The 24,310-nt window shown below is 62.5% G+C and carries 22 protein-coding genes, 1 tRNA gene and 1 pseudogene; 12 read left to right on the top strand and 12 right to left on the bottom strand.

Going from position 1 to position 24,310, the window contains the following annotated elements; genetic code table 11:
• The 9 genes and pseudogenes from RQH62_RS22240 to RQH62_RS22200 all read right to left on the bottom strand — a co-directional run.
• Positions 1-2,185 (bottom strand): annotated as a pseudogene (locus RQH62_RS22240) (hypothetical protein); the annotation flags it as partial.
• Entirely contained in the window at positions 2,182-2,934 is a 753-nt protein-coding gene (locus tag RQH62_RS22235; protein WP_311270835.1) for a PP2C family serine/threonine-protein phosphatase, read from the bottom strand. The pseudogene RQH62_RS22240 and the gene RQH62_RS22235, both read right to left, overlap by 4 nt.
• Positions 2,935-2,938: 4 nt before the next feature.
• The gene (locus RQH62_RS22230) at positions 2,939-3,649 is read right to left on the bottom strand and encodes a VWA domain-containing protein (RefSeq protein WP_311270834.1); all 711 of its coding nucleotides are present in this window, start codon (positions 3,647-3,649) and stop codon (positions 2,939-2,941) included.
• A 143-nt stretch (positions 3,650-3,792) separates the two neighbouring features.
• The gene (locus RQH62_RS22225; protein WP_311270833.1) at positions 3,793-4,443 is read right to left on the bottom strand and encodes a hypothetical protein; all 651 of its coding nucleotides are present in this window, start codon (positions 4,441-4,443) and stop codon (positions 3,793-3,795) included.
• 46 nt (positions 4,444-4,489) lie between these two features.
• Entirely contained in the window at positions 4,490-5,119 is a 630-nt protein-coding gene (locus RQH62_RS22220; RefSeq protein ID WP_311270832.1) for a hypothetical protein, read from the bottom strand.
• A 214-nt stretch (positions 5,120-5,333) separates the two neighbouring features.
• Positions 5,334-7,154 carry a site-specific integrase gene (locus tag RQH62_RS22215; RefSeq protein WP_311270831.1) on the bottom strand — a complete coding sequence of 607 codons (1,821 nt, stop codon included), beginning with the start codon at positions 7,152-7,154 and terminating at the stop codon, positions 5,334-5,336.
• Between the two features lie 85 nt (positions 7,155-7,239).
• Positions 7,240-7,314: transfer RNA gene (locus tag RQH62_RS22210), tRNA-Glu, on the bottom strand.
• A 294-nt stretch (positions 7,315-7,608) separates the two neighbouring features.
• Entirely contained in the window at positions 7,609-8,409 is an 801-nt protein-coding gene (locus RQH62_RS22205; protein WP_311270830.1) for a SapC family protein, read from the bottom strand.
• Positions 8,410-8,527: 118 nt separating this feature from the next.
• Entirely contained in the window at positions 8,528-9,967 is a 1,440-nt protein-coding gene (locus RQH62_RS22200; protein WP_311270829.1) for an FAD-binding oxidoreductase, read from the bottom strand.
• Between the two features lie 79 nt (positions 9,968-10,046).
• On the opposite strand from RQH62_RS22200, the gene RQH62_RS22195 reads away from it, so the two are divergent.
• Together RQH62_RS22195 and RQH62_RS22190 are read left to right on the top strand one after the other, a co-directional pair.
• Positions 10,047-10,481, top strand: coding sequence for a hypothetical protein (locus RQH62_RS22195; RefSeq protein WP_311270828.1), 435 nt, complete (start codon positions 10,047-10,049; stop codon positions 10,479-10,481).
• A 124-nt stretch (positions 10,482-10,605) separates the two neighbouring features.
• Positions 10,606-12,063: a DEAD/DEAH box helicase gene (locus tag RQH62_RS22190; RefSeq protein WP_311270827.1), complete on the top strand. Its 1,458-nt coding sequence runs from the start codon at positions 10,606-10,608 to the stop codon at positions 12,061-12,063.
• Between the two features lie 164 nt (positions 12,064-12,227).
• On the opposite strand, the gene radC is transcribed toward RQH62_RS22190, so the two are convergent.
• Positions 12,228-12,923, bottom strand: coding sequence for a DNA repair protein RadC (gene radC / locus RQH62_RS22185; protein WP_311270826.1), 696 nt, complete (start codon positions 12,921-12,923; stop codon positions 12,228-12,230).
• Positions 12,924-13,055: 132 nt separating this feature from the next.
• Between radC and RQH62_RS22180 the strand changes: the two genes are divergently transcribed.
• From RQH62_RS22180 to RQH62_RS22165, 4 genes are all read left to right on the top strand, one after another.
• Positions 13,056-16,286: a YdbH domain-containing protein gene (locus RQH62_RS22180; protein WP_311270825.1), complete on the top strand. Its 3,231-nt coding sequence runs from the start codon at positions 13,056-13,058 to the stop codon at positions 16,284-16,286.
• Positions 16,283-16,471 carry a YnbE family lipoprotein gene (locus tag RQH62_RS22175; RefSeq protein ID WP_311270824.1) on the top strand — a complete coding sequence of 63 codons (189 nt, stop codon included), beginning with the start codon at positions 16,283-16,285 and terminating at the stop codon, positions 16,469-16,471. Before RQH62_RS22180 ends, RQH62_RS22175 begins: the two co-directional genes overlap by 4 nt.
• On the top strand, positions 16,468-16,869 hold the full coding sequence (locus tag RQH62_RS22170) for a YdbL family protein (protein WP_311270823.1): 402 nt from the start codon (positions 16,468-16,470) through the stop codon (positions 16,867-16,869). Before RQH62_RS22175 ends, RQH62_RS22170 begins: the two co-directional genes overlap by 4 nt.
• 461 nt (positions 16,870-17,330) lie before the next feature.
• Positions 17,331-17,522, top strand: a complete 192-nt coding sequence (locus RQH62_RS22165; protein ID WP_311270822.1) for a hypothetical protein — start codon at positions 17,331-17,333, stop codon at positions 17,520-17,522.
• Between the two features lie 179 nt (positions 17,523-17,701).
• On the opposite strand, the gene RQH62_RS22160 is transcribed toward RQH62_RS22165, so the two are convergent.
• The gene (locus RQH62_RS22160; RefSeq protein WP_311270821.1) at positions 17,702-18,007 is read right to left on the bottom strand and encodes a metalloregulator ArsR/SmtB family transcription factor; all 306 of its coding nucleotides are present in this window, start codon (positions 18,005-18,007) and stop codon (positions 17,702-17,704) included.
• Between the two features lie 192 nt (positions 18,008-18,199).
• Between RQH62_RS22160 and RQH62_RS22155 the strand changes: the two genes are divergently transcribed.
• The 5 genes from RQH62_RS22155 (at position 18,200) to RQH62_RS22135 (ending at position 20,828) form a co-directional block, all read left to right on the top strand.
• Positions 18,200-18,523 (top strand): AtpZ/AtpI family protein, encoded by a 324-nt coding sequence (locus tag RQH62_RS22155; RefSeq protein WP_311270820.1) that lies wholly within the window; start codon positions 18,200-18,202, stop codon positions 18,521-18,523.
• Between the two features lie 48 nt (positions 18,524-18,571).
• Complete coding sequence (locus tag RQH62_RS22150; protein ID WP_311270819.1) at positions 18,572-19,357, top strand: F0F1 ATP synthase subunit A; 786 nt, start codon at positions 18,572-18,574, stop codon at positions 19,355-19,357.
• A gap of 55 nt (positions 19,358-19,412) precedes the next feature.
• Entirely contained in the window at positions 19,413-19,640 is a 228-nt protein-coding gene (locus tag RQH62_RS22145; protein ID WP_006961951.1) for a F0F1 ATP synthase subunit C, read from the top strand.
• Between the two features lie 89 nt (positions 19,641-19,729).
• Complete coding sequence (locus RQH62_RS22140; RefSeq protein WP_311270818.1) at positions 19,730-20,224, top strand: ATPase; 495 nt, start codon at positions 19,730-19,732, stop codon at positions 20,222-20,224.
• Entirely contained in the window at positions 20,217-20,828 is a 612-nt protein-coding gene (locus RQH62_RS22135; RefSeq protein ID WP_311270817.1) for a F0F1 ATP synthase subunit B, read from the top strand. The genes RQH62_RS22140 and RQH62_RS22135 overlap by 8 nt, the downstream gene beginning before the upstream one ends.
• 159 nt (positions 20,829-20,987) lie before the next feature.
• Here the strand turns inward: RQH62_RS22135 and RQH62_RS22130 are convergent, their stop codons facing one another.
• A complete protein-coding gene (locus RQH62_RS22130) occupies positions 20,988-22,040 on the bottom strand; it encodes an NAD(P)-dependent alcohol dehydrogenase (RefSeq protein WP_311270816.1) in 1,053 nt (350 codons plus the stop codon).
• Positions 22,041-22,181: 141 nt separating this feature from the next.
• Between RQH62_RS22130 and uvrC the strand changes: the two genes are divergently transcribed.
• Positions 22,182-24,095 (top strand): excinuclease ABC subunit UvrC, encoded by a 1,914-nt coding sequence (gene uvrC / locus RQH62_RS22125; RefSeq protein ID WP_311270815.1) that lies wholly within the window; start codon positions 22,182-22,184, stop codon positions 24,093-24,095.
• Positions 24,096-24,310: the final 215 nt, after the last annotated feature.

Raw genomic sequence — 24,310 nt, 5'->3', positions numbered from 1 at the left:
CCCAACGCCCAGCCCGATATCCCCTTGATCGAGGCAAGGCTGGAAGCGCTCGCGAAAAAATGGGCGCCGCGGACACGCCGGAAAGCCTGACAGGCCGCGTCAACGCCACCTTCCGTCGGCGCTTACGTTTCTTCGCGTAGGGACGTGTGCCGGTACATACGGGATATCTGGTGCAGCCCCATATCCGAGCGTTGGCGGCGGCTCGAGCCCATCGCTTGACCATCGGCGATCCACATTTGAGGCAGGAGGGCTTCCCCTTGCTGGCCGACGCCTTGGGTTTGACTTTCTTCTTTGGTGAGATGGAGCCAGCACGCAACGTCGCCGGCTCGATCCCGGCGGTGCGATCTATACCAAGGTAGGCCAAGTCTGTCCCTGCCTGGTCGCGTTTCATCAGCGCGGCCTGCACCGACCTATCGATCACGAGACTGCGCCGCTGCACGGCCGCGACCTGCTCGTAGAGTTTGTCAATCTGCTCCCGGACCATCCGCTCGAGCTGCCCCAGATGCTGGCCTACCCTATCTCTCGCAGCACCCTCATGATTCGTTTCATGGTCCCTGGAATGCGCCGATTCGCGCTCGGCTTCTGCGGCAATCCCTGCACGCCAGAACAGCAGCGCGACCATACGGGTTTCTCCCAGTCCCGGAACGGCAGCAAGACGTGTGCGATCAAGCTGCGCCGCATTGAAAATTCCATGCTGTGCCAGCAATGTCCGAACGCCATCGCCGATGCCCGCGATCCGCGCGTCAACGATGCTCTTTGCTCGCATGATCCCCATTGCCTGCAATGTTGTTATGTGGGGCCCGCCTTGCGCGATCAGGCTCGGCATATGTGATCGTGTCCGATCAAACGCGGCAAGACTGTCGTTCAGAGCGCTGACGCCGTTGAGAACTTTCCAGACGCCAATATCGTTTCTCCAGCCTTCAAGCAGTTTCACAGCGGATCTGTTCGCCGCTTCATATTCGTCGATGAAGGGTGCAGTACGGGTATCGCTCAGAGCTAATATCTTGAATATCTCGTGGGGCGCGTTCGAAGCTTCCCGCTCGGTTGCCAGTTTGCGGGCGGCTTTGCTCGGGGTGATAGCGGGCGCGGGCCAGGATGGTTCGATCGTCTCGCCGGCATAGGTGCGGGCATAGCCCGTAGCCCGCGCCACATCGTGATGCAGCTCGGTCCTGGCAGGTACGACACGACGCGGCTTAGTCGGGATGCCGTCCTGGAATATCGCACGGCCCGTATTCTCCTCAATCCGACACCAGGCGCATGGCGTGGCCAGGGACGCAACGAAGTGATGAGGCCTGGCAGGGCAGGGCGTCAGCTTGGCTTCAAGGGTGGCCATTTCCTTTACCCATTCGGCCGCTGTCGGTCTCGGCTCCATCCGTAACGCAAACGCCCGTTCGAACAGCAACTGGACGCCTTGGGGCAGATCGTGCAGTTTCAACGCTGCCTCCGGTGCCTCGGTCCCAGTATTGCGGATTTGCGAATAGGCAAAACGGCCCTGCTGGATGGCGCTCTCGATCGGAACAGGGCGGCCACGTGCGATGCCAGTGAAGGGATGGCGCCCCAGAGCCAGGATCTGGAACAGGATGACGGCCAAGCCAAAAGCGTCATGGTCGACCGTGCGCTGGACGCTGCCAAAGTGCATGCCCTGAAGTTCGGGTGGGGTATATTCCGCCATGCCGACCCGGCAATGATGATCGCCGACCTGGAAACTGTCCGCGTCGATCAATGTGACAAGCGCTTGTTGAGAAACGAGAAACCCGGCCGAATTAATGTCTCCGATAATGACGCCAGCGGCATGCACGGTCGCGACGATCCGCGCCACGTTGAGAGCAACGCGAACAAGGAAGCGCCAGTCGGCCTGCGGAAAATAGCGCCGCCGCGAGCCCGTGCTGATAAGCTCATGGATCGGCTCATGGCCTGTGACCCGTTGCATGGTGAAGCCGGCAAAGGCTCCGCCAGCATATTGGACGAGCTCCAGCGGGAAGGCGACATTCGGACATGACGTACCCAGATTTGCCCCGACGATCGCCTTGATCTTGGCTTCCCCGTCTGCGTCCGGTTTCAAATAAAGTTTGACCGCGCGTTCAGAGTCATCGGCAAGCATATGCACGACACCTTCGCCGCCGCGGCCGATGCACTCTCCAAGGCGGAGAGGCTTGCCATGGCACAGCAAAGGCTGTCCGGTCATGTCAGTGCGGCCAGGATCAGCGTTTTGTCGTCATCCGTGCGCATGGTCACGCCGTCGGACTGGAGGAACGCGTGCAACTGGCGCGAGAGCTGCCGGTTGCAACCGCATTTGCTACTCGCCGCGACCGGCGCGAATATGGCCGTGAAAAAACCTTCATGGGCAACGCAGTCCGTGAAATCGAGCGCCAGCCGCTCGATCCCATCGGTCAGCACTGCGAGGCTGTCGATCGCAATGCCGTTTGTCACGCCGATCCGCAGGCGCGGAACGAGATCGGTCAGGAAATAGGTCGTCGCGGCATAGTCGCCGTTGTCGGGCCAACTCAGCGCCATGAATGCGCTTTCCTCGCGCAAACGTGCGACGATGACGCCATCGCCGATGTGCGCGGTCAACACTGACTGACCGTCGGATATCGCCATGACGAGCGTGGTCGCAAAGTCACTGACGGTGAGGGGGGCGATTGCGACCGAAGCGATCATAGACCGGACTGCCGCTACCCAGATCTCCACCTCCTCTGCGGCAGGAAGTGCACCATGCGCCTCCAGCCAGTTTTGCGCCCGGGTCGAAAGCATGCGCGCCGCGATCGCTGCGCCGTAGCGGCCATGGCTGGCGCTACCAGCGCCGTCGCAGGCGATCGCGACCAGGAAGCCGGCATTCGTCGCCACGACGCGGAAAGCATCCTGTCGATGACCGCCGGCTTCCATATGTGCAGTGCCGCATGCCGAAGCTGCGGCCCATCTCCATCCTGACATGCGATCAGTCGATCGAAGCCCAGCCCGCCGGTCCGGTCGGGTTGGCGAGGAGAACTTGCTGCCCGGTGCTCGATCGCGATACCGAGGACAGCGAACTGGAGAGCCAACGGAACATCTCGCTGAACGCGAGACCCCGCAGCATCAGCGGCGTCTTCACCGAAATCTGCCCGAGCGTGTTCATGTCCGCGCCATCGACGCCAACCGCGAAGAAAGAAAAGCTCTTTCGTTCCTCACCTTCGCGGATCCTGCGTGCGGCACGGTCCCACTTGTCAGTCGGCGCACCGTCCGAGATCAAGAACATCCACGGGCGGTAGGGGGTGATGCCATTGTTGCGATACTCGGCCTGGCGCGTCGCAAGGAGGTCGATGCCAAGGTTGATCGCCTCACCCATCGGCGTTCCGCCCTTTGCCTTGAGGCTCTGCGGATAGAAATTCTGGGCCGAGCCGAACTCGGCCAGTATATCCACCCGGTCACCAAAGCCGATGACGGCAACGTCCACGCGCTTGGCAGCCAGGCGATCCTGACGCAGTTCCGTGGCGAATTGCTGGAGACCTTGCGAGAGCGCGGCAATCGCTTCGCCGTTCATGGATCCAGAAGTGTCGAGCAGGAGCACGCAGGCACAGCGCGGCTCGCAATTGTCGGCAAACTCCATGCCGATAAAGGGCTCAGTGCCCGTTTCTTCCCAATAGGGCGTCTGGGTGAATTCGTCGCGCATGCGGAACCTCACATTCAGTCGGGCACGACAGGATGTCGCCCGGTCTAGGAGGCGTAAATACGCTGGAAATGGTCGGTTGAAAAGTATTCAGTAATTAAAATTACCGAAAAATATGTGCCAATATGAGACGGATCGAGTTCGGTTCAGCCCGGCTCGACGGGGCCTCCTTGGATCTCGGCGAGAAGCTGTGTGCGCGCAGCATCGTCCATAAGGCGCCGCCCGCTGATCCACCGCCAAAGCGCGACAGCGGCGGTGCCGACATCGAGCGCCAATCGCGCCCCGGGGTCTGCGAGGTGCGACGACCATTGATGAGGGAGGTCGTTACGAGCGATAAACCGCACTGGTGGTGTCAATAGGCTGTGCTTTTCCGGAAATCCGAGCGCATCTCTGATCTCGCCCGACGTTATGACGGCGATTTCGTCGTCGGGTGACGCAAGGTCGGAAGGCGCATGCAGCCGCTGCGCTATTGCCCGGAAGAACTGGCGTTCATGCTGTCTGGCCAAGGGCACGGCTTTGTTGGCTGGCAGATGCGCGTCGATCATCAAGAGCGCAGTCATCAACCGGCAGCATTGGCGCAGCGTGAAACCACGTCGAAGGGCTGGGTCGTTTCTTAGGGAGGATGGCCAGTCATATTGGCTTAGATGCTTTATGCGTGATCGTAAGCGCTTGCGCAGCTGATCGCTCAGATCGGGATAGAGATTGATTGCCTGTCCATCCGCGCGGGCGGTCAGGACAATGTAGGCCAGATCTTCGAGATGCCCTGATGACAGGCGCTGGATGTCCGAATCGCTCATCGCCGATTGCTACTAGGCGGGGGGATGTGACGGAAGGGTAGAGCGATCAAAATGATTGCCACTGGGGCGTGATATGGATGTTCAGCCAGCCATCTGCGGTTCCGGCAATATCTTGCACGATGGCTCCTTGCAGCATCACTGCGGGATTGACGAGCCGTTCCAGCAATTCGCCCTGAAGCGCCGCTTCGATCGTCGCCGGGATCTGGCCGCGGCATGAGAATATGCATCGGCGCGGCGCATGCTCGCGATATTGCCATAGCGGACCTTGATCATCATGTTGTTCGATCTCGATCAGCAGATATTTCGATCGGCGTGCAATCTGGACGACATTGATACCCGTCGCGTCCTTGAGCCGCCGCACCAGAGGATGGTGGTATCGCAAGACGGTCTGAGCCCTATCGCGCACTAAGGCGGTCAGGGCTTCGTCAACCTGCGAGGCAGCTAGTCCGGATTGCGAAAGCAGCTTGAGAGCAGGCCCAGAGAGTTGGCAAATCATGATCATGTGAGTTGTAAAGGTTGGAGTCGGTTTGAACGAGACAGAAATGAGCCTGGAATTTCTGTTTTTGCCGCATGCCAGATCGGAACCTTTTTTCTTCTTGGCAGAGTTCCATGGCATGATGATCGCCGGTTGAGTCTGAATGTCCAGTCTTGCTCGAGGATCGAATCCAGCCGTCATTGTCTGTCGCCGGTCAGCGATCGGGCGGCAAGATCAATCGGTGTCGCCGGAGCGGAGACAAGGATCGCCAAGCGCGAAAAATCACACAGGATCGGGGCGCTTCACGATGATGCGATCCGTACCCGATCAACTGCATCTATGTCATGAACTGTTGGGCCCTGGCACACCGCCAGTATCGCGCGCGCAAAGCCTTCCAGTTGTTCCACCGTAACAGTCATTTGCGGCTGGCAATCTCGATCGCGTCCCAGTCGATAAAAGTGAGTTTGAGCTTTTTCATGTGCCGGGCGAGATTGAGGACGGCGCGGCCAAGGCCATAGCCGCCGCCGACATCAGCGGCCGCATGCCCCGTCAACTGGTCATGGACATCCTTGGGAATATTCGCATCGCGACACAGATCCTTGAAGCTGTGCCGGAAGCTGTGGAAGACGATGCGCGGATCCTTGCCTACAGCATCGTCTATCAGTCGCGCGGCGCGTCGGCTCGCCTCCTTGGTCTTGACCTCCAGCGCATCGGCCACAAGGTCCGGGAACAGCTTGACCGCGTCCTTTGCACGCTGCCGGCCAACATAGTCCAGGAAGCCAAGCGCGATCAGTTGGGGATGGAGGGGCAGAACGCGCACCGACCCATCGGTCTTCACGCGGTTTGCTTCATCGACGTCATCCTCTACATAATCGGTCACGTCTATATAGGGGACGCCTAACTCCTCCTTCACGTCCGCGAGCAGGATCTGGCCCAGTTCCTCGATTCGGGCACCGGTAACAAGGCCAAGCAGGAACAGCCAACGCAATGTGAGGTCTGACACTTTTGACCGGCTGATGGGAATAGACCAGCTTTGCGTGAACAGGTCGGCCGAAAACAGGCGACGCAGCTCCTCCTTGGTGAAGGGGCGGCGGTCGCTCTTTTTGCTATAGCCGTCGACCTTGATCCCGGCTCCGGGATTGGCGCCGATATACCGTTCCTGGAAAGCAAAGCCGAGCAGCGCCTGGATCGCGCCGAGATATTTCTTGACCGACTGCGGCGAAAGCCGTTCTACATCCACTCGTCCTGCATAAATTGCGTGCGCATCGTTAAAAGCCAGTGCGCGATGGGCGCGGGGCATGGATCTGGGCAACTGCTCAACCGCATCGCGAAACTCGAAACAGTCGTCGGCGGTGATCTCGCCGATGCCGACATCGCCGACAAAGCTGATAAAGTCCTCGACAGCCTTCTCGGCTGCTACACAGGCCTTCGGTGAGGGCGTGCGTTTAGCCTTCCAGAATTTGAGCAGTGCGCCCAGCTTCATATCCGGCTGGGCGCGAGACTTCTGTTTCTGACGGCGGGCGGATGGGGCATTGGGAAGCTGATCGCGCACGTCCGCAGACTGCAGCGTCTCGGCAAGGGCATCGGCCAGCGGCTCATCAATACCGGGCTCGACTTTTTCAGGCAACTTCAACTGCCGCTTGATGTCAACGACTGCGGATCCCAGTAGCGGCCGCCAGCGTCGGCGTGATACACGCCTCTGGAAATCGAACCAGGCCTCGCCCGGTGCACGATAGCGGGCGGCATGTTCGGCCTCGATGGCCGCCAGCGTCTCGGGCGAGAACGCGTCATCATCGTCGGACCCGGCAAGCGACCGGCGATAGGCGATCCATTCTTCGCTCGACATGGACTTGGCGGTTGGAATCCGTTCGCCGGTCTGGTCGGCGACAGCCTCATCCAGTTCGCGTAGCATGAATGCAACCTGTGTGCCGCCGATCGCAAAGCCGCCGCCTGAGCGCGCCGTCAGCAGGCGGCTGACCAGAGTCGCGGCCTCGGCGGCCGAAAGGCTGCTGCCGCCGCCCTTGGCTAGCGCCTCGCGAAAGTCGGCGAGCTTCTTCTCATATTCGCCATTGGCTATGGCGAAGCGCTTCTCCGCTTCGCGTGGGTCGCCGGTGCTCAGCGTTACCTTGTAGAACTCGCCGCAGTTGAACGCCGGGCGTAGCGGTTCAGGAATCTTGCGGCGGATATAATATATGCCGCTGCGCTTGTCCTGCCACAGACCTCGAATCGCTGCCATCAATCGTCTCCAGTGTACCCGTCAGGTGTACCCGTTAAGTCGTGAATGAACAGAAAACCGAGATATAAGCCATTTCTGGCCGGTCTGGTGACCCCTACGGGAATCGAACCCGTGTTTCAGCCGTGAGAGGGCCGCGTCCTAACCGCTAGACGAAGGGGCCATGGACCGCGCTGGGCGACCGGCAGGGGGTGGCCTTTAGGCAGGGGCTTGGACCGCGTCAAGCGAAACCCACCGCCTGCTGCTGCACCTCATAAAAAACCACCCCATGCAAGCATGGGGTGGCCAAGGTTCAGGGAGGAGACGTCTCCAAAGGGGGAGACGCCCATACGATACACCCGAAAGGGGGGCAGGTGCATCGCATGATTGATAGATAGGGCAGGTCGCATCGCCTTTCAAGGGGAGATGCGATGCCCTTTCCATCAATTTTTCAAACCCTTTCGGGTTAATTGCTCATTCAGGCGTTGGCGGCCTCGGGCGCGGCTTCCACGGCGGCGGGGACGGCGATCGGCCCCTTGCCCTGCGACACCTGCGCCTCGAACACTTCGCGCATCAACTGGAGTGAGAAGAGGTGGGCATGGATCAGCGGCAGCATGCCGTTCTGGTTGATCTTGCGCAGTTGGTCACCGCGCAGGTCGCGCAGCTTTTCCTCGTTGATCATGCGGAAGCCACGATAGACGAAGGGCTGTTCGGCCACCGGGGTCTGGATGGCGACTTCGCCGTCCATCAGCAGGTCCATGTCCTGCAAATCGCGAACGAACTGGCCGGTACGGGCGGCGGCCTGCTCGAAATCCTCGCAGAATTTCATCACGCCCTGGGTCAGTTCGCTCGGTTTGCCATCTTCGAACAGCGGCTGGCCGTCCTCGAAAGCGCCGATGGTCGGCGTAGTGGGATCGAAGCAGAGCGACAGGTCTTCGCTGTCGGGACGCAGCTTGGCCAGCATCCAGGGATAGCGACGGACATAGGCCGGGACATAGGCGGGGCCGCGCAGCTTGCCTTCATCGTCGACGAAGACGTTCACGCCCTCGTTCAGGCCCATCAGCAGCAGCGGCACGCTGTCGTTGCCGGCAGAGAAGATGATCGGTGCGAAACGCTGGGCCGGGACGAATTCGTCTACGGTCAGCGGGATGGCGTGCTGCGTCGTCAGGAAGGGCGCCGAATCGGCCGGCTTGGTGCGATAGTCGACATGGTCCACGCTGCTGAGCGGCAGCAGGTCATTGTAGAAGATCGGCAGGTTATTGGCGGGCGCGCTGGCCATTTCGGGTCATCCTGTTACGTGCGGTCCGCCCTTTTCCTGCGCACCGCGGGCTTGATATTGGGGCAGGGCGATAATGGTCTTGCCCGACCGAGGCAATCTGTTTGTAGGCGACCCGCGCTCAACCTTCGCCCGGCAGCGGGATCAGCTTGCCCGGATTGAACAGGCCCTTGGGGTCGAACGCGGCCTTGATCGCGCGCAGCGCGCCGATCCGCGCCGGGCTGGCGAGCCGGCCCAGTTCCGTCCGCTTCATCTGGCCGATGCCATGTTCGGCGGAGATGGAGCCACCGGCTGCGACCACCGCGTCATGGATGAAGGCGTTGATCGCCTGCCCCTCCGCCGCGATCCAGGCCGGCCCGTCGCTGGTCCCCTTGGGTGCGCGGACATGGAAATGCACATTGCCATCGCCCAGATGGCCGAAGGAGGAGGCAGTGGTGCCGGGAAAGGCCTGTTCCGCTGCCTGCGCCGCCTCGATCATGAAAGCGGGCATCTTCGCCACCGGCACGCTGATATCATATTGCAGCGCCGGCCCCTGCGCCTTTTCCGATTCCGAAAGGGATTCACGGATTCGCCAGAAGGCTTCCGCTTGGGCTTCATTGGCGGCGATGGCGGCGTCCACGGCGATGCCCCGCTCGAACGCTTCCGCCAGCGCCGCTTCCAGCCGATCCGACGGCCCCGGTTCGGACAGGTCGGCATGATCGACCTCGATCAGCACATGCCAGGGCGTGCGCGTCTCGATCGGCGATCGCGTGCCGGGAATATGGCCCAGCACGAAGCCCAGCGTCTCGTCCGCAATCACCTCGAACCCCTCGACACTGTCGCCCAGCATGGTTTCAGCGAGGCGCAGCAGCGCCAGCGCATCGGCGGGCGTCTGCACGCCCACCCATCCCACCGCCCGCGCCGCGATGGCCGGTGCCAGCCGGAGCGATGCGGCAGTGACGACGCCCAGCGTGCCTTCCGCGCCGATCAGCAACTGCTTGATATCGTAACCGCGATTATCCTTCTTCAGCGCGTCCAGCCCGTCGAAGATGCTGCCGTCGGGCAACACCGCCTCGACCCCCTCGACCAGCGCGCGCATGGTGCCGTGGCGCAGCACCTGCGTCCCGCCGGCGTTGGTGGACACCAGCCCGCCGATCGTCGCGGACCCCTTCGCACCGAGGCTGAGCGGGAATCGCCGTCCGGCTTCTTCGGCCGCATCGTGTAGCACGCTCAATATCACGCCGGCCTCGCACACGGCCAGATTATCGTCCGGCGACAGGCTGCGAATCCGGTTCATCCGCCGCAGCGACAGGATCAGCGCCGATCCGTCCGCCGGCGGAGTCGCGCCTCCCACCATCGACGTATTGCCCCCTTGCGGCACCAGTGCGACGCCCAGTTCCGCCGCCAGCGCCACGGTCGCCGCGACCTCCTGCGTCGATGCCGGGGACAGGATCGCAGCGGCCGCGCCACGATAGCGCCCGCGCCAGTCGCTGGCCCATGGGGCGATATCGTCGGGATCGGTCACGACCCCTTTGGGGCCGAGCAGGGCGACGAAGCGGTCGATCATGTCTTGTCCTATCATGGGACGGGCTTATGCCTCGGAATTCATCGACGGTTCAACCATCGGCCGATAGCGTATTCGTCCCATAAAGGGGTCCGTCTTGGTTCATTCCATCCTGCTGCTGCTTTCCGCATCGACCGGCGATCCGGTCCAATGGGCGCAATTGTCGATCCAGCAGCGCGTCATCATTCGCGTGCCGATGGTGAAGAAAGGCCGCGCGCCCGCCCGAATCGCACCCGATGCGCGCAATGCGTGGGAGGAGAAGAAGGGGCCGCGCTGTGTTGCCCTGCGGTCTATTCGCGGTGCCAGCATTGTCGTGGAAAATGGCGTCGATCTCATCCTCGCCGACGAACATCGCTATCGTGCACGACTGGAACGTGGCTGCGACTCGACCGGCTTCTATTCGGGCTTCTATGTCGAGCCGGATGCCGACGGGTCGCTCTGTTCCGGGCGGGACGAATTGCAGGCGCGCAGCGGCCTCAGCTGCGCCATCGACAGTTTCCGTCGCCTCATCCCGGCCGATGACGATGACTGATCTTGCGCCATAGCCCTTCATTTGCGCGATTTTCTTGACAAGAGGCCAATATTTTCGCAATGCGCGGCGGATTTCCGTCTCGCATCCGCGCAGGACGGATTAGCCTCCTGTCCCGGACCATTGAATGACTTTTGCCGATCTCGGCCTTTCCGACGAATTGCTCAAGGCCGTAACCGAATCCGGTTACGACACGCCGACGCCGATCCAGGCGCAAGCCATTCCGTCCGTCCTGATGATGCGGGACATTATCGGCATTGCCCAGACGGGCACGGGCAAGACGGCCAGCTTCGTGCTGCCGATGATCGACATTCTGGCCCATGGCCGCGCTCGCGCGCTCATGCCGCGCAGCCTGATCCTGGAGCCGACCCGCGAACTCGCCGCGCAGGTGGCCGAGAATTTCGAGAAATACGGCAAATATCATAAGCTCTCCATGGCGCTGCTGATCGGTGGCGTGCAGATGGGCGATCAGATCAAGGCGCTGGAAAAGGGCGTCGATGTGCTGATCGCCACGCCGGGTCGCCTGATGGACCTGTTCGGTCGCGGCAAGATTTTGCTCAACGGCTGTTCGATGCTGGTCATCGACGAGGCCGACCGCATGCTCGACATGGGCTTCATCCCGGATATCGAGGAAATCTGCACCAAGCTGCCGACGCAGCGCCAGACGTTGCTTTTCTCCGCGACCATGCCGCCGGTTATCAAGAAACTGGCGGACAAATTCCTGTCCAATCCCAAGTCGATTGAGGTGGCGCGCCCGGCAACGGCTTCCACCAACATCACCCAGCGGCTGGTGAAGGTCGATTCGCGCAAGAAGCGCGATGCGCTGCGCGACATGCTGGAGGCGGAAAACGTCACCAGCGCGGTCATCTTCTGCAACCGCAAGACCACGGTGCGTGACCTTAACAAGAGCCTGCAACGCCACGGTTTCAAGTCGGGCGAAATCCATGGCGATATCGACCAGTCTTCGCGCATCGCCGAACTGGAGCGCTTCCGTGAGGGTAAGGTCAATATCCTCGTCGCGTCGGACGTCGCGGCGCGCGGGCTGGATATCAAGGGCGTCTCCCACGTCTTCAACTTTGACGCGCCCTGGCACCCGGACGATTATGTCCATCGCATCGGCCGCACCGGTCGTGCGGGCGCGACCGGCACCGCCTACACCTTCGTGACGGCCGAAGATGCCGAGGCGATCGACAATATCCAGAAGCTGATCGGCACGAAGATCGAATATATCAGCGCCCCCGCGCGTGAAGAGCGTGCCGAGCCTGCGCGTGAGGAAAAGCGCGAAGAGGGCAGGGCCGCTCGGTCGGAACGCAAGCCGCGAGAAGCCAGAGCCAGGGAAGAGCGTCCCCGTGAGGAGCGCCCGCGCGAGGATCGCGCACGGGAAGAACGGCCACGCGAAGAGCGCCCCCGCGAAAACCGCGCGCGGGACGATCGCCCTCGCGACAGCCAGCCGCGCGATTCGCGTCCCGATCGCAACGCTTCCGCGCCGCCGCCGCGTCGCCGCCATGATCCGGTCGATGATGGCCCGGACGATGGCTGGAACGGTCCGACGCCGGAATTCCTGAATTTCGGCTTCAATAACTGATACTATCGCCATGGGCGGATCGGGACATATGTCCTATCCGCCCATTTCCTGTCATGCTGCGCCTGTTGCTGCCGCCGCTCGCTAACGGATTTCCGATAGGATCGCCCTTCCGCAATAAAATGTCGTGATCTGCGGGAAATGTGTGAAGTTAAGCGCGGATAATCCTACAACAGCCCTTGCGCCCGCAGGCTAGTATGCCCGCTTGCAGCCATGATGATATGGTCATGGACAGCGATGCCCAGTCTTTTGCCGGCCTCCACGATCTGCCGGGTGATGTCGATATCCTGCCGGCTGGGCGACGGATCGCCCGAAGGGTGGTTGTGGACCAATATCAGCGCCGCCGATCCCAGTTCCATCGCGCGTTTGATAACCTCGCGCACATAGATGGCCGCCTGGTCGATTGATCCGTCGCCCATATGATCGTCGCGGATCAGCATGTTGCGACTATTGAGGTGCAACACTCGCACCCTCTCGACGCTGAGGTAAGCCATGTCTGCGCGCAGATAGTCCAGCAAAGCCTGCCAACTGGCCAGCACCGGCCGCGCCGCCACATCGTTGCGCAACATCCGCAGCGCCGTCGCCTGCACGATCTTGATCGCCGCGACGCTGGTATCGCCTATGCCCGGCACCCGTGCGATCGCTCGCCAGTCGGCCGTCATCAGCCCGCCGATCCCGCCAAATTCCCGCAGCAACGCCTTGGCCAGCGGCTTGGTGTCGCGCCGGGGAATGGCCAGCGCCAGCAGATATTCGATCAGTTCATGGTCGTGCAGCGCTTCGCCGCCGCTGTCGGCCAGTTTCTGTCGCAACCGGGCACGATGGCCGGCGCCATCCTGCGGAACTTGTCCTTCCTGATCGGCCAATTGCACCCCCTTTGCCGCTGATAGTGACGCTATGCGTTGCGGAATCGACGGGCAAGGATATTTAGGAGAGCAGGGACGTTATGCTCCCGTTACGGACGGTGACGTCATATCAAGCCGGGGTTGGCCATAGGCATGGAAGAACAGGACGGCGAAGAAACGGTTCGCCGGGCATGGCTGCGTTGGCTGGGCGTCGGCACGGGATCGCTCGCGCTGGTGCTGGTCGCGCTCTGGACGCAACGGGCGCCGATTGCGGAAAATTTCGTCAGCCGCGAGCTTAACCGGCGCGGGGTGCAGGCCAATTATGATCTGGTCGATGTCGGCTTCCGTACACAGCGGATTGAAAATATCGTGCTGGGCAATCCCGCCCGGCCGGACCTGACCGCGCGCTGGGTGGAGGTCGACATCGCCTTCGCCGGCCTGACGCCGCAGGTCGCGGCGGTCCGCGCCGGTGGCGTGCGGATGCGCGGCTCCTATCATGACGGCGTCCTCCGCCTGGGCGAACTGGACAAGTTCCGCGATCCCGATTCGACCGCCCCGTTCAGCCTGCCCGACATGCTCGTTTCCATCGCCGACGCGCGGCTGACGCTGGACACCGATGCCGGCCGGGTCGGCATGCAACTGGACGGCAATGGCAATCTGCAATCGGGCTTCCGCGGTCGTCTTGCCGCCGCCATGCCGCGCGCCGCGCTGGCAGGCTGCGGCCTGACACGCGCCACCGCCATGGTCGATATCGTCATGCGGCAGGGCCAGCCCTATGTGTCCGGGCCGGTCCGTGCCGACGCGCTGGCCTGCAGCGATGCCGGCGCCGCGATCGCCCGGCCTGCCGCCGTCATTGACCTCAATCTCAGTCAGGCGCTCGACCGTTGGAAGGGTCATGCCGACCTGTCCGGTGAAGCCCTCAGGGACAATGGTCTGGTTATGGCCGCCCCCTCTGGCCGCATCGATTTCGAGGGCACAGCCGCTCGCACCGGCGGCAAATTACGCGTCGGCACGAAGGCGCTGACGGCGCAGGGCGCGCTGTTGCGGGATGCTGCCCTGTCCGGCGATTTCGTGCTGGCCGCGGAGGGGAACAGCCTCAAGGGCGAATTGTCCGGTCATGACCTCCACATGGGCGGCCGCGATCCGCTCGCCAGCCTGCGCACGGCTGCCACTGGCACGCCGGTCGGCCCGCTCGCCACCCAACTGGCCGATGCCGTCGACCGGGCGGGCAAGGCCAACCACCTGCGCACCCGTTTCGCGCTGGTGCAAAAGCCATCCGGCGGCAGCGTCGTCGTCACCGACGCGGCGCTGGACTCCCGCAGCGGTGCCCGCATCGGCCTGGCGCAGGACAGCCTCGTCACGCTCGCCTGGCCGGGCCGGAAGGGCGGCCTCGACTGGTCGCTCGACGGCGCGCTCAAGACGGGCGGTGGCGGATTGCCCAACGCTGCATTGCGACTGGCGCGGCGGCCCAGTGGGGGCTTTGGCGGCGACCTGTTCGTCGATCCCTACACAGCCGGCGACGCCCGCCTCAGCCTCGACCGGGTCCGCTTCACCGCCGACTCCAGCGGCGCCACCCGCTTCTCCACCGCACTGCGGCTCGACGGCCCTTTGCCCGATGGCCATTTGCGCGGCCTCAGCTTCCCGGTCGAAGGCCGCATGGCCGCCAATGGTGCGCTGGCGATCAACCCGTCCTGCGTCCCCGTCTCGCTGGTGGAGGCCCGTTATGGCGCCTTCGCGCTTGGCCAGACCCGCCAAACGCTGTGCCCGGTCGGCGGCGCGATGTTCGCCACCGGCCCCGCCGGCACCAGCGGCGGCGCGGAAATCCGCGACCTCGCCCTCGCTGGCCGCAACGGCGACAACCCCATGCGCCTGACCGCCGATCATGCCCGCATGGTCCTTGGCCGCACCGGCTTCGCGCTCGCCAACCCCGCGCTGACCATCGGCCCGCAGGAGGCGCCGGCCGTCCGTCTCGCCGCCGCCACGCTGGATGGCGCTGCGACGAAGGACGGGTTTGCCGGAAAGGTCGGCGGGGCAGGGGGGCAGATCGGCGCCGTGCCACTCATCATGGAGCAGGGCGCAGGCGACTGGAACTTCGCCAAAGGCGCGCTCGCCTTCCGCGCCGCCGTCACCGTCCGCGATTCGCAGGCCCCCGCGCGTTTCGTGCCCTTGCTCTCGCCCGATTTCACGCTGGCGATGAAGGATGGCCGCATCACCGCCAGCGGATCGCTCACCGCCCCGCGCGGCGGCGCACTCGTCGCCCGCACCGCCATCGTCCACGACCTGTCGAGTGCGAAGGGTCATGCCGACCTCACCGTCCCCGACCTCAATTTCGGTCCCGCCCTCCAGCCCGAAGACATCACCCCGATCGCGCTGGGCGTCGTCGCCAATGTGCAGGCGAAGGTGACAGGGCAGGGCCGGATCGACTGGACCGGCTCCAATGTCACAAGCACCGGCACCTTCCGCACCGACAACGCCAATCTCGCCGCCGCCTTCGGCCCGGTCGAGGGGCTGAGCGGCGAAATCCGCTTTACCGACCTGATCGGCCTCATTTCCGCACCGGGGCAGGAAGTGCGCATCGCCAAGGTCAATCCCGGTGTCGAAGTGCAGGACGGCGTCGTCCGCTATCATCTGGAGGCCGGACAGAAAGTCCGCATCGAAGGCGGCGGCTGGCCCTTCTCCGGCGGCAAGCTGGACCTGCTCCCCACGACGATGAACTTCGGCGAGGATGTCGACCGCTACCTCACCTTCCGTGTCATCGGGCTGGACGCCGGCGCCTTCATTCAGGCGATGGAACTGGACAATGTCTCCGCCACCGGCACGTTCGACGGCATCATGCCGCTGATCTTCAATGCCAAGGGCGGCCGGGTCGCCGGCGGCGTACTGGTCGCGCGGCAGCAGGGCATGCCCCCGCTCATCATGCCGGAAGGCGTGCTGCCCACCATCCCCTGCGATCCCACGCGCCAGTCGGGCGTCCTCTCCTATGTCGGCCCGGTGTCGAACGAGCAGGTCGGAGTCATGGGCAAGATGGCCTTCGACGCGCTCAAGGATCTGCAATATAAATGCCTCACGATCCTGATGGACGGTGCGCTGGACGGTGAAATGGTGACAAACGTCGTCTTCAACGGCGTCAACCGGGGCAAGCTGGGCGATGCGCCGACGGGTATCAGTCGTAGCTTCATCGGTCTGCCTTTCATTTTCAATGTGCGGATATCCGCGCCTTTCCGCGGCCTGATGGGCACGGCCCAATCCTTCATCGACCCGTCGCAACTGATCCAGAACAGCATCGGCGATCAGGTGCAGGGCGAAATGCGCACGGGCGCGCAACAAAATCTTGCGGTTCAGCCTGTGGAAAGCGACAAGGCGATAAACGGGGAGCCGAAATGAAAAAGCAATCGATCATGATGGCGGGTTTCGCCGGGCTGGCCCTCACCGGCTGCATCCAGGTGAAGGCCCCTGACAAGCCCATCGAAATCAACCTGAACGTCAAGGTCCAGCAGGAAGTGGTTGTTAAGCTGCAACGCGACGCGCAGGATCTCATCCAGAATAATCCGGAGTTGTTCCCGCAATGACACGCAAATTGCTCATGTTCGCCGCCGGCGCCGCAGTTGCGCTGGCCAGCGGTTTCATCATGACCGCCCCCGCACGCGCCCAGTCCGGCGCCGTGGCCGCCGCGATGACGGCCGGCACGGTCGGCGAACAGGCCGACGGCTATCTTGGCATTGCCGGGACGGTCGGCGCCGATGTCCGTTCCGAAGTGGAAGCGATCAACATCAAGCGCCGCGCCGCCTACACCCAACTTGCCGGCCAGCGCGGCGTGACGGTACAGGATGTCGCCGCCGCCACCGGCTGCCAGACGCTCAGCAGCCGGGTGAAGCAGGGGCAGGTCTATCGCATCGGCGCCGGCGCCTGGCAGACCAAGGGAGCTGCCGCGATTGCGCTGCCGCCTTATTGCGCAACGGCTGGCTGAACGACGCGGGTTTGAGAAAGACGAAAAGGCGCGGTGGCCCGGCTACCGCGCCTTTTTTGTTGGCCTAAATCCCGCTCTTTCAGGTGGGGGGTGATAATGACTGGTGTAGATCAAAGGCGGACATTTGATATCGCTTTTGGCCCGCCCCATAGCCGTCAACCCAGCGAAGGCTGGGGTCTCAGGCGGTAGTAGAAAGAGGCGAGCCAGCTTGCCCTATCTGTTAACGGCGCGCCCGCCTGCATGAGATGCTAGCCTTCGCTGGCATGACGGGGAAAGCTGGCTGGCGACCATTTTTTACCTATGGAAGCGGTCTGTGCCGATCCTGATTGCAGACGTTATAGGCATCGGCCATTATGGCAGATCAGAGAACGTCGAGATAGGAAATGTGGCAGCATTATATAGGCTGGATTGATCGCGATCTAGGGAATGGATGGCCTAGACTGAATGGGCTGCCATCGCTCGTGCCCTTCATCCCGTTGATGTTTGGAGTTGCTTACAGCGCTTGGTTCCATCCTGATGAGACGCCGGGCATCGTTGAAAGCACAATTGTTCTGGCTCCCATGCTGGCGCTGGTGGCTATTTGGGCATGGCGAGCTTGTCTGTGCGCCGTCCGCCAATATCGCATTGTCAAATCACAGCAGCCTTACGATTGAACAGCCGCTTTTTCAGGCAAAGACTATTAAGCCGCCATTCCTCTACGCATCCAACACCGGCTCTTACCCCAACGTCATCCCGGCCTTGAGCCGGGATCCCACTTCTTCTTCGACGGTGCATAAATAGCGGGATGCCGGATCACGTCCGGCATGACGAAGAAGACGCACTCATCTTCTCCTCAATCCCGCCCCCTTCGCTTCGGTCGCGCCTCCACGATCCTTCGCGCTTCCCCACAATAAGGCGCGAGAAACCCGTACAACTGCCCCGTCAGCGCCTCGACCACCAGCGTATAGAGCACATATTGCCCGCGCTTCTGCTCCCGCACCACGCCGGCCTCTTTCAGCACCGCCAGATGCTTGGAAATGGAGGGCATCGCCATCTCGAAATTGTCGGCAATCTCGCCCACCGTCATCGGCTCGACCGCCAGATATTCCAGGATGCGGCGGCGCGGTTCGGATGCCAGCGCCTTGAAGATCTTGTCCATTCCTATTTAGCTAAATAGGAAATTACGCCAGCGCAACCCCGTGAACCCTTATTGTCCGAAAGGCCGATTTTAGCCGCTTTTGTCGGGGTTGACACTTCATCCATGCCTTCCTAGAGGGGCCTCGCCTTGACGGGTGCAGCCGCAAGCGCCATGCCGAACGCCACGGGCTGTAAAGCCTGATGGAGACGATGTATGGCAGCGGACACACCCGGACAGGACCAGGCGGGCGAGGACTCGCGGATCGCTTCCTTGGAGGAGCGGATCGCGCAGGCCGAGCATGTCGAGAAGGTCAGGCAAGGCGCCACGGAACAGGCAGCGGACGATGGTTCGCGGCTCGGCAACCGGGTGCTGGCGGAACTGATCGGGGGTCTTGTCGGTGGTGCGTTGATTGGTTGGGTTCTTGACCGGCTATTCAACACAACACCCTGGCTTCTGCTGGTTTTCCTCGGTCTTGGGATCGTGGCGGCCTTCAGGAATATCATCAGATTGACGACGACGAAGCCGCCCGAACAATAAGGCAGCTTCGCTCCTAGTCCGAAGACATTAAGCGTTACAGGGGTCAACGTGGCAGAATCCGGCAAGATCGATCCGATGCACCAGTTCGCTATCGAACCCCTGTTCGGTACGGATCACTGGTCGCTGGGCGGCTTCAACATCGCCTTCACCAACAGCGCGCTCTATATGGTGCTCGCCGCTGTGGTGCTCTGGATCTTCGTGATCGGCGGCATGAAGCGTGAACTGGTCCCCGGTCGTTGGCAGATGGCGGTCGAATATATGACCGGCTTCATCAAGAACCTGTTGATCGCCAATATCGGCGACAAGGGCCGGAAGTACATCCCGTATGTCTTCTCGCTCTTCATGTTCATTCTGCTGGCGAACCTTCTGGGCCTGCTGCCGCTGGGCCTGATCGGGATGCACCCCTTCACCTTCACCAGCCACTTCACCGCAACCGGCGTGCTGGCGATCATGAGCTTCTCGATCGTGCTGATCGTTGGTTTCTGGAAGCATGGCTTCCACTTCTTCTCGCTGTTCGTGCCGCATGGCACGCCGATCGCGATGGTGGTGCCGCTCTTCTTCATCGAACTCGTCTCCTTCATGGTGCGTCCGTTCAGCCTTGGCCTGCGACTGTTCGTCGCGATGACCGCTGGCCACGTGCTGCTGAAGGTTCTGGCGGGTTTCGTCATCAACAGCGCCAACGCCTCGCCGGCGCTGGGTCTGACCGTCGGCACCGCCAGCTTCATCCTGATGATCGGCATCAGCGCGCTGGAAATGCTGGTCGCGGTCATCCAGGCTTATGTGTTCGCGCTGCTGACCTCGGTCTATCTGAACGATGCCGAAAACCTGCACTAAGTTTCACCTGAGATTTTCCTCAACTTTTATCTGATCTGACAAGGGAGTTTACGACATGGACGCAGAAGCCGCAAAGCTGCTCGGTGCTGGCCTGGCCGCAATCGGTGCGGGCATCGCTGCCCTCGGTGTGGGCAACGTGTTCAGCGCATTCCTCGAAGGCGCGCTGCGCAATCCGGGCGCTGCTGATGGCCAGCAGGGTCGTCTGTTCATCGGTTTCGCCGCGGCGGAACTTCTGGGTCTGCTGGCGTTCGTTATCGCCATGATCCTGGTGTTCGTGGCCTAACACACGAAATTAGGAGCGGGCAGGGCGGCTTCGTGCCATATCCTGCCCGCTTCCCTTATTGACCGCCCTCTGACCGGACGGACCGTAAAATGCCTCAAATCGCGCAAATCGCCGATACCTACTCCAGCCAGATCTTCTGGTTGCTGCTGACCTTCGGCCTCGTCTTCTTCGTCATCGGCCTTGGCATGGTGCCCAAGGTGCAGGGCACGGCGGACGCGCGCGACGCGAAGATCAGCGGTGATCTGGACGCGGCCAAGGCCGCCTTCGCCCGCGCCGACGAAGCGGAAGCGGATTACCGCACTCGCGACGCCGCAAACCGCGCCGCCGCCCAGGCGACGCTGGCCAAGGCCAAGAGCGAAGCCGCCAAGGCTTCCGAAGTCCGTCTCGCCGCTGCCGATGCAGAGGTCGCGACGAAAATCGCCGCCGCCGAAGCCCGTATCAAGGGTGCCAGCGACGCCGCGATGGCAGAAATCGAAACCGTTGCCGCCGATGCGGCGCGCGACATGGTGGCTCGCATTTCCGGCGTGGACGCGTCGGACGACGCAGCCCGCAACGCAGTAAAGGCAGCACTGGCCCATGGCTGAGGCAGCATCCCATAGCGCAGCGGAGGTTCCCCACTTGAACCAGGCAATTCACAGCGAAGGCATGGAACCGGTCGGCACCGTCGCGCATGAAGGCGTCGAACCGCATACCGATCCCAAGGCGGTCGGCATGGACGCGACGGCCTGGGTCAGCCTGGCGATGGCCGCGTTCATCATCATCCTGCTGGTCAAGAAGGTGCCCGCCCTGATCGGTGGCGCGCTGGACGGCCGGATCGCCCAGATCAAGGCACAGTTGGCCGAAGCGTCGAAGCTGCGCGCCGAAGCCGAAGCGCTCAAGGGCGAATATGAAGCCAAGCTGGCCGCTGCGGCCGGTGAAGCCGACGCCATGCGCAAGGCGGCCGAGCATGAAGCCGAAGGGCTGATCGCCGACGCCAAGGTTCATGCAGAAGATCTGGTCGCCCGTCGTCAGAAGATGGCGGAAGACAAGATTGGCGCTGCCGAACGCACTGCTATCGCCGGCATCCGCGCCAAGGCCGTGAACGCAGCGACCGCCGCTGCCGCCACCCTGATCGCCCAGGGCCATGATGCCAAGGCGGACAAGGCACTGGTCGACAGCGCGATCTCGGGCCTCGGCACGATCAACTGATCGGATCGGACTGAACAAAAAAGGGCCGGTGCGCATGTCGCACCGGCCCTTTTTTGTTCAAGGGAAGTCATTTAAATCGTCCGCCCTGAGCTTGTCGTCGATAGGCTCAGCTTGAACGGAGGGAAAAGGGCGGCTCTTTCAAGCCGCCCGTTCCTTGCTTCACCCCGCCAGCGTGGCGTTGTCGATCACGAAGCGGTATTTCACATCGCTCTTCTGCATCCGCGCATAAGCCGTCTCGATCTCCTGCATCGCGATCGTCTCGATCTCCGCGACGATGCCCTTTTCCGCACAGAAATCGAGCATCTCCTGCGTTTCCGCGATGCCGCCGATCAGCGATCCGGCGATCGACCGGCGCTTGAAGATCAGCGCCGCGACATTGGGCGACGGATGCGCATGTTCAGGCACGCCCACCAGCGTCATCGTCCCATCCAGCTTAAGCAGCGCGGTGAAGGCGTCCAGATCATGGCTCGCCGCCACCGTGTTCAGGATGAAGTCGAAGCTGCCGGCATGCGCCGCCATCTCGTCCGCATTGCGCGACACGATCACTTCGTCTGCACCCAGCGCCAGCGCGTCCTGCCGCTTGCTCTCGGATGTCGTGAACGCCACCACATGCGCGCCGAGTGCATGGGCCAGCTTCACACCCATATGGCCCAGGCCGCCGATGCCGACGATGCCCACCTTCTTGCCGAGGCCGGCCTGCCAGTGGCGCAGCGGCGACCATGTGGTGATGCCCGCGCACAGCAGCGGCGCGACCGCCGCCAGTTGCTCCGGCGCATGGCTGATCTTCAGGACGAAATCATCCTTGACGACGATGCTCTGCGCATAGCCGCCCAGCGTATGGCCGGGGGCATCTTCGGTCTTGCCATTATAGGTGCCGGTAAAGCCGGTTTCGCAATATTGCTCCAGCCCCTCGTCGCAGGAGGCGCAGCTCTGGCAGCTGTCGACCATGCAGCCGACGCCGACCGTATCGCCGACCTTGAACTTGCTGACATGGTCGCCCACGGCGGTCACATGTCCGACGATTTCATGGCCGGGAACGCACGGATATTGCGTCCCGTCCCATTCGGAACGGACCTGATGCAGGTCCGAATGGCAGACGCCGCAATAGGCGATGGCGATCTGCACGTCATGCATGCCGACGGTGCGGCGTTCGATGGTGATGGCTTCCAACGGCTTGTCGGCCGCATAAGCGCCATAGGCTTTTACGCTCATTGGGTGGTCCCTTTGATGCTGGTGGGTCGAATATTATGGAAAGGCCGCATCTTTCTGTACGGTCCGGTATAGATAGGGCGAAAACTGCTTCGATCAACCCCAGCCATTGCGAAACATCGCGCGCACGCTATCTCTGCGCTCATGTCCGGCCCGCAATCCCCCGATCGTTTCAACGAAGACAAGGCGAGTTTCACCATCACCGGCAGCCAGCCGGATATCGACACCGGGGTGGAGGCGATCCGCACCACGCTCAAGACGCTGCCGACCCGCCCCGGCGTCTACCGGATGCATGATGCGCGCGGCGACGTGCTTTATGTGGGCAAGGCTCGCGCGCTGAAAAACCGCGTCGCCAATTACACCCAGGTCGATCGCCTGCCCAAACGGCTCCAGCGCATGGTCGCCCAGACCCGCAGCATGACCATCGTCACCACCAACAGCGAAGCCGAAGCGCTGCTGCTGGAGGCGCAACTGATCAAGCGCTACCGCCCGCCCTATAATGTCCTGCTGCGCGACGACAAAAGCTTCCCCTTCATCCTGCTGCGCGACGATCATGATTTTCCCCGCGTGCAGAAGCATCGCGGCGCGCGCAAATATAAGGGGCGCTATTATGGCCCCTTCGCCAGCGCCGGATCGGTCACGCGCACCATCAATGCGCTGCAAAAACTGTTCCTGCTGCGATCCTGCACCGACAGCTTCTTTTCCAACCGCTCGCGCCCCTGCCTGCTCTATCAAATCAAGCGCTGCTCGGCCCCCTGCGTCGATCGCATCGACACGGACGGCTATGCCGAACTGGTAAAGGACGCGCAGGATTTCCTCGGCGGCAAATCCACCGCCGTGCAGAAGAAGCTCGGCGCGTCCATGCAGGCTGCGTCGGACGCGATGGATTTCGAGCAGGCCGCCGTCATCCGCGACCGACTGAAGGCCCTGACTTTCATTCAGGGCAGCCAGGCGATCAATGCCGAAGGGCTGGGCGACGCCGATATTTTCGCGCTGGCGGAGAAAGGCGGGGCGATGTGCATCCAGGCCTTCTTCATTCGCGGCGGTCAGAATTGGGGTCATCGCAGCTTCTTCCCGGTCCACACCGCCGACGTCGCGACGGAGGAGGTGCTGGAAAGTTTCATGGCGCAATTTTACGAGGAAGTGCCGCCGCCGCGCCTGATCCTCACCGATCGCGAGCCGGCCGAATGTGAGTTGATGACGCTGGCCCTTGCCGAGCGGGCCGGGGGCAAGGTCCGCATCGAAGTCCCCCAGCGCGGCGACCGCACTCGCCTCATCAAACAGGCGCAGCGCAACGCGGTGGAGGCGCTCGACCGCCGCCTTGCCGAAACCACCAGCCAGGGTCGGATCATGGACGACATGGTCGAGGCGTTCGGGCTGGAAGGCGTGCCCGACCGCATCGAAATCTACGACAACAGCCATATTCAGGGCGCCCACGCCTTGGGCGCGATGGTCGTCGCCGGGCCGGAGGGCTTCCGCAAGAATGCCTATCGCAAGTTCAACATGAAAGACCCTGCGATCAGCAACGACGATTTCGCGATGATGCGCGAAATGTTCGAACGCCGCTTTGGCCGCGCGCAGAAGGAAGACCCGGATCGCGACAGCGGCGAATGGCCCGACCTGGTCCTGATCGACGGCGGCAAGGGCCAGCTATCGGCCGCACGCACGATGCTGGAGGAAATGGGCATAGAGGATGTGACCATGATCGGCGTGGCCAAGGGGCCGCATCATGGTCGCGACGGCCGCGAAGTCTTCCATCTGCTGGACGGTCGGGAAATCAGCTTCCCGATCAACCATCCCGTCCTCTTCTATCTCCAGCGCCTGCGCGACGAAGCGCACCGCTTCGCCATTGGCGCCCACCGGGCCAAGCGCAGCAAGGCGATCACCGTCAGCTCTCTCGACGAAGTCCCCGGCATCGGCCCCGCGCGCAAGAAAGCGCTGCTGATGCACTTCGGCACGGCCCGCGCGGTGCGCGATGCGGCGCTGGACGACCTCGCCAAGGCGCCGGGGGTATCGAAGGCTGTGGCGCAACAGGTCTATGATTATTTCCACGGCTGACCGCTCGCGAAATCCATCAACGAACCAGCCCCATATCGCTTTTCGTCAGCATCGAGCGTCCGTCGCAAACCAAGTTTTCCGCCTCGTCCCGCTTTGCCGCAAAGGCGCTTGCACGGAGCATGTTCTGCTGACATCACTTATGATTATCGCCCCATCAGAAGCCAGGTGACGAGCATATCCGCTATTACGTCCGATGCTCTCGATCTCATCGTGTC

It is taken from the genome of Sphingobium sp. WCS2017Hpa-17 (assembly GCF_031843765.1).
Classification (GTDB): domain Bacteria; phylum Pseudomonadota; class Alphaproteobacteria; order Sphingomonadales; family Sphingomonadaceae; genus Sphingobium.
This window is presented reverse-complemented; position numbering and strand designations above follow the sequence as displayed.

Coding starts and splice junctions, on each gene's coding strand:
- uvrC (WP_311270815.1), top strand. CDS start 22,182: ATGTCCGGCCCGCAATCCCCCGATCGTTTCAACGAAGACAAGGCGAGT.
- RQH62_RS22230 (WP_311270834.1), bottom strand. CDS start 3,649: ATGCGCGACGAATTCACCCAGACGCCCTATTGGGAAGAAACGGGCACT.
- RQH62_RS22190 (WP_311270827.1), top strand. CDS start 10,606: ATGACTTTTGCCGATCTCGGCCTTTCCGACGAATTGCTCAAGGCCGTA.
- RQH62_RS22145 (WP_006961951.1), top strand. CDS start 19,413: ATGGACGCAGAAGCCGCAAAGCTGCTCGGTGCTGGCCTGGCCGCAATC.
- RQH62_RS22235 (WP_311270835.1), bottom strand. CDS start 2,934: ATGTCAGGATGGAGATGGGCCGCAGCTTCGGCATGCGGCACTGCACAT.
- RQH62_RS22175 (WP_311270824.1), top strand. CDS start 16,283: ATGAAAAAGCAATCGATCATGATGGCGGGTTTCGCCGGGCTGGCCCTC.
- RQH62_RS22140 (WP_311270818.1), top strand. CDS start 19,730: ATGCCTCAAATCGCGCAAATCGCCGATACCTACTCCAGCCAGATCTTC.
- RQH62_RS22180 (WP_311270825.1), top strand. CDS start 13,056: ATGGAAGAACAGGACGGCGAAGAAACGGTTCGCCGGGCATGGCTGCGT.
- RQH62_RS22135 (WP_311270817.1), top strand. CDS start 20,217: ATGGCTGAGGCAGCATCCCATAGCGCAGCGGAGGTTCCCCACTTGAAC.
- RQH62_RS22225 (WP_311270833.1), bottom strand. CDS start 4,443: ATGAGCGATTCGGACATCCAGCGCCTGTCATCAGGGCATCTCGAAGAT.
- RQH62_RS22205 (WP_311270830.1), bottom strand. CDS start 8,409: ATGGCCAGCGCGCCCGCCAATAACCTGCCGATCTTCTACAATGACCTG.
- RQH62_RS22155 (WP_311270820.1), top strand. CDS start 18,200: ATGGCAGCGGACACACCCGGACAGGACCAGGCGGGCGAGGACTCGCGG.
- RQH62_RS22170 (WP_311270823.1), top strand. CDS start 16,468: ATGACACGCAAATTGCTCATGTTCGCCGCCGGCGCCGCAGTTGCGCTG.
- RQH62_RS22215 (WP_311270831.1), bottom strand. CDS start 7,154: ATGGCAGCGATTCGAGGTCTGTGGCAGGACAAGCGCAGCGGCATATAT.
- RQH62_RS22130 (WP_311270816.1), bottom strand. CDS start 22,040: ATGAGCGTAAAAGCCTATGGCGCTTATGCGGCCGACAAGCCGTTGGAA.
- RQH62_RS22200 (WP_311270829.1), bottom strand. CDS start 9,967: ATGATAGGACAAGACATGATCGACCGCTTCGTCGCCCTGCTCGGCCCC.
- RQH62_RS22160 (WP_311270821.1), bottom strand. CDS start 18,007: ATGGACAAGATCTTCAAGGCGCTGGCATCCGAACCGCGCCGCCGCATC.
- RQH62_RS22220 (WP_311270832.1), bottom strand. CDS start 5,119: ATGACGGCTGGATTCGATCCTCGAGCAAGACTGGACATTCAGACTCAA.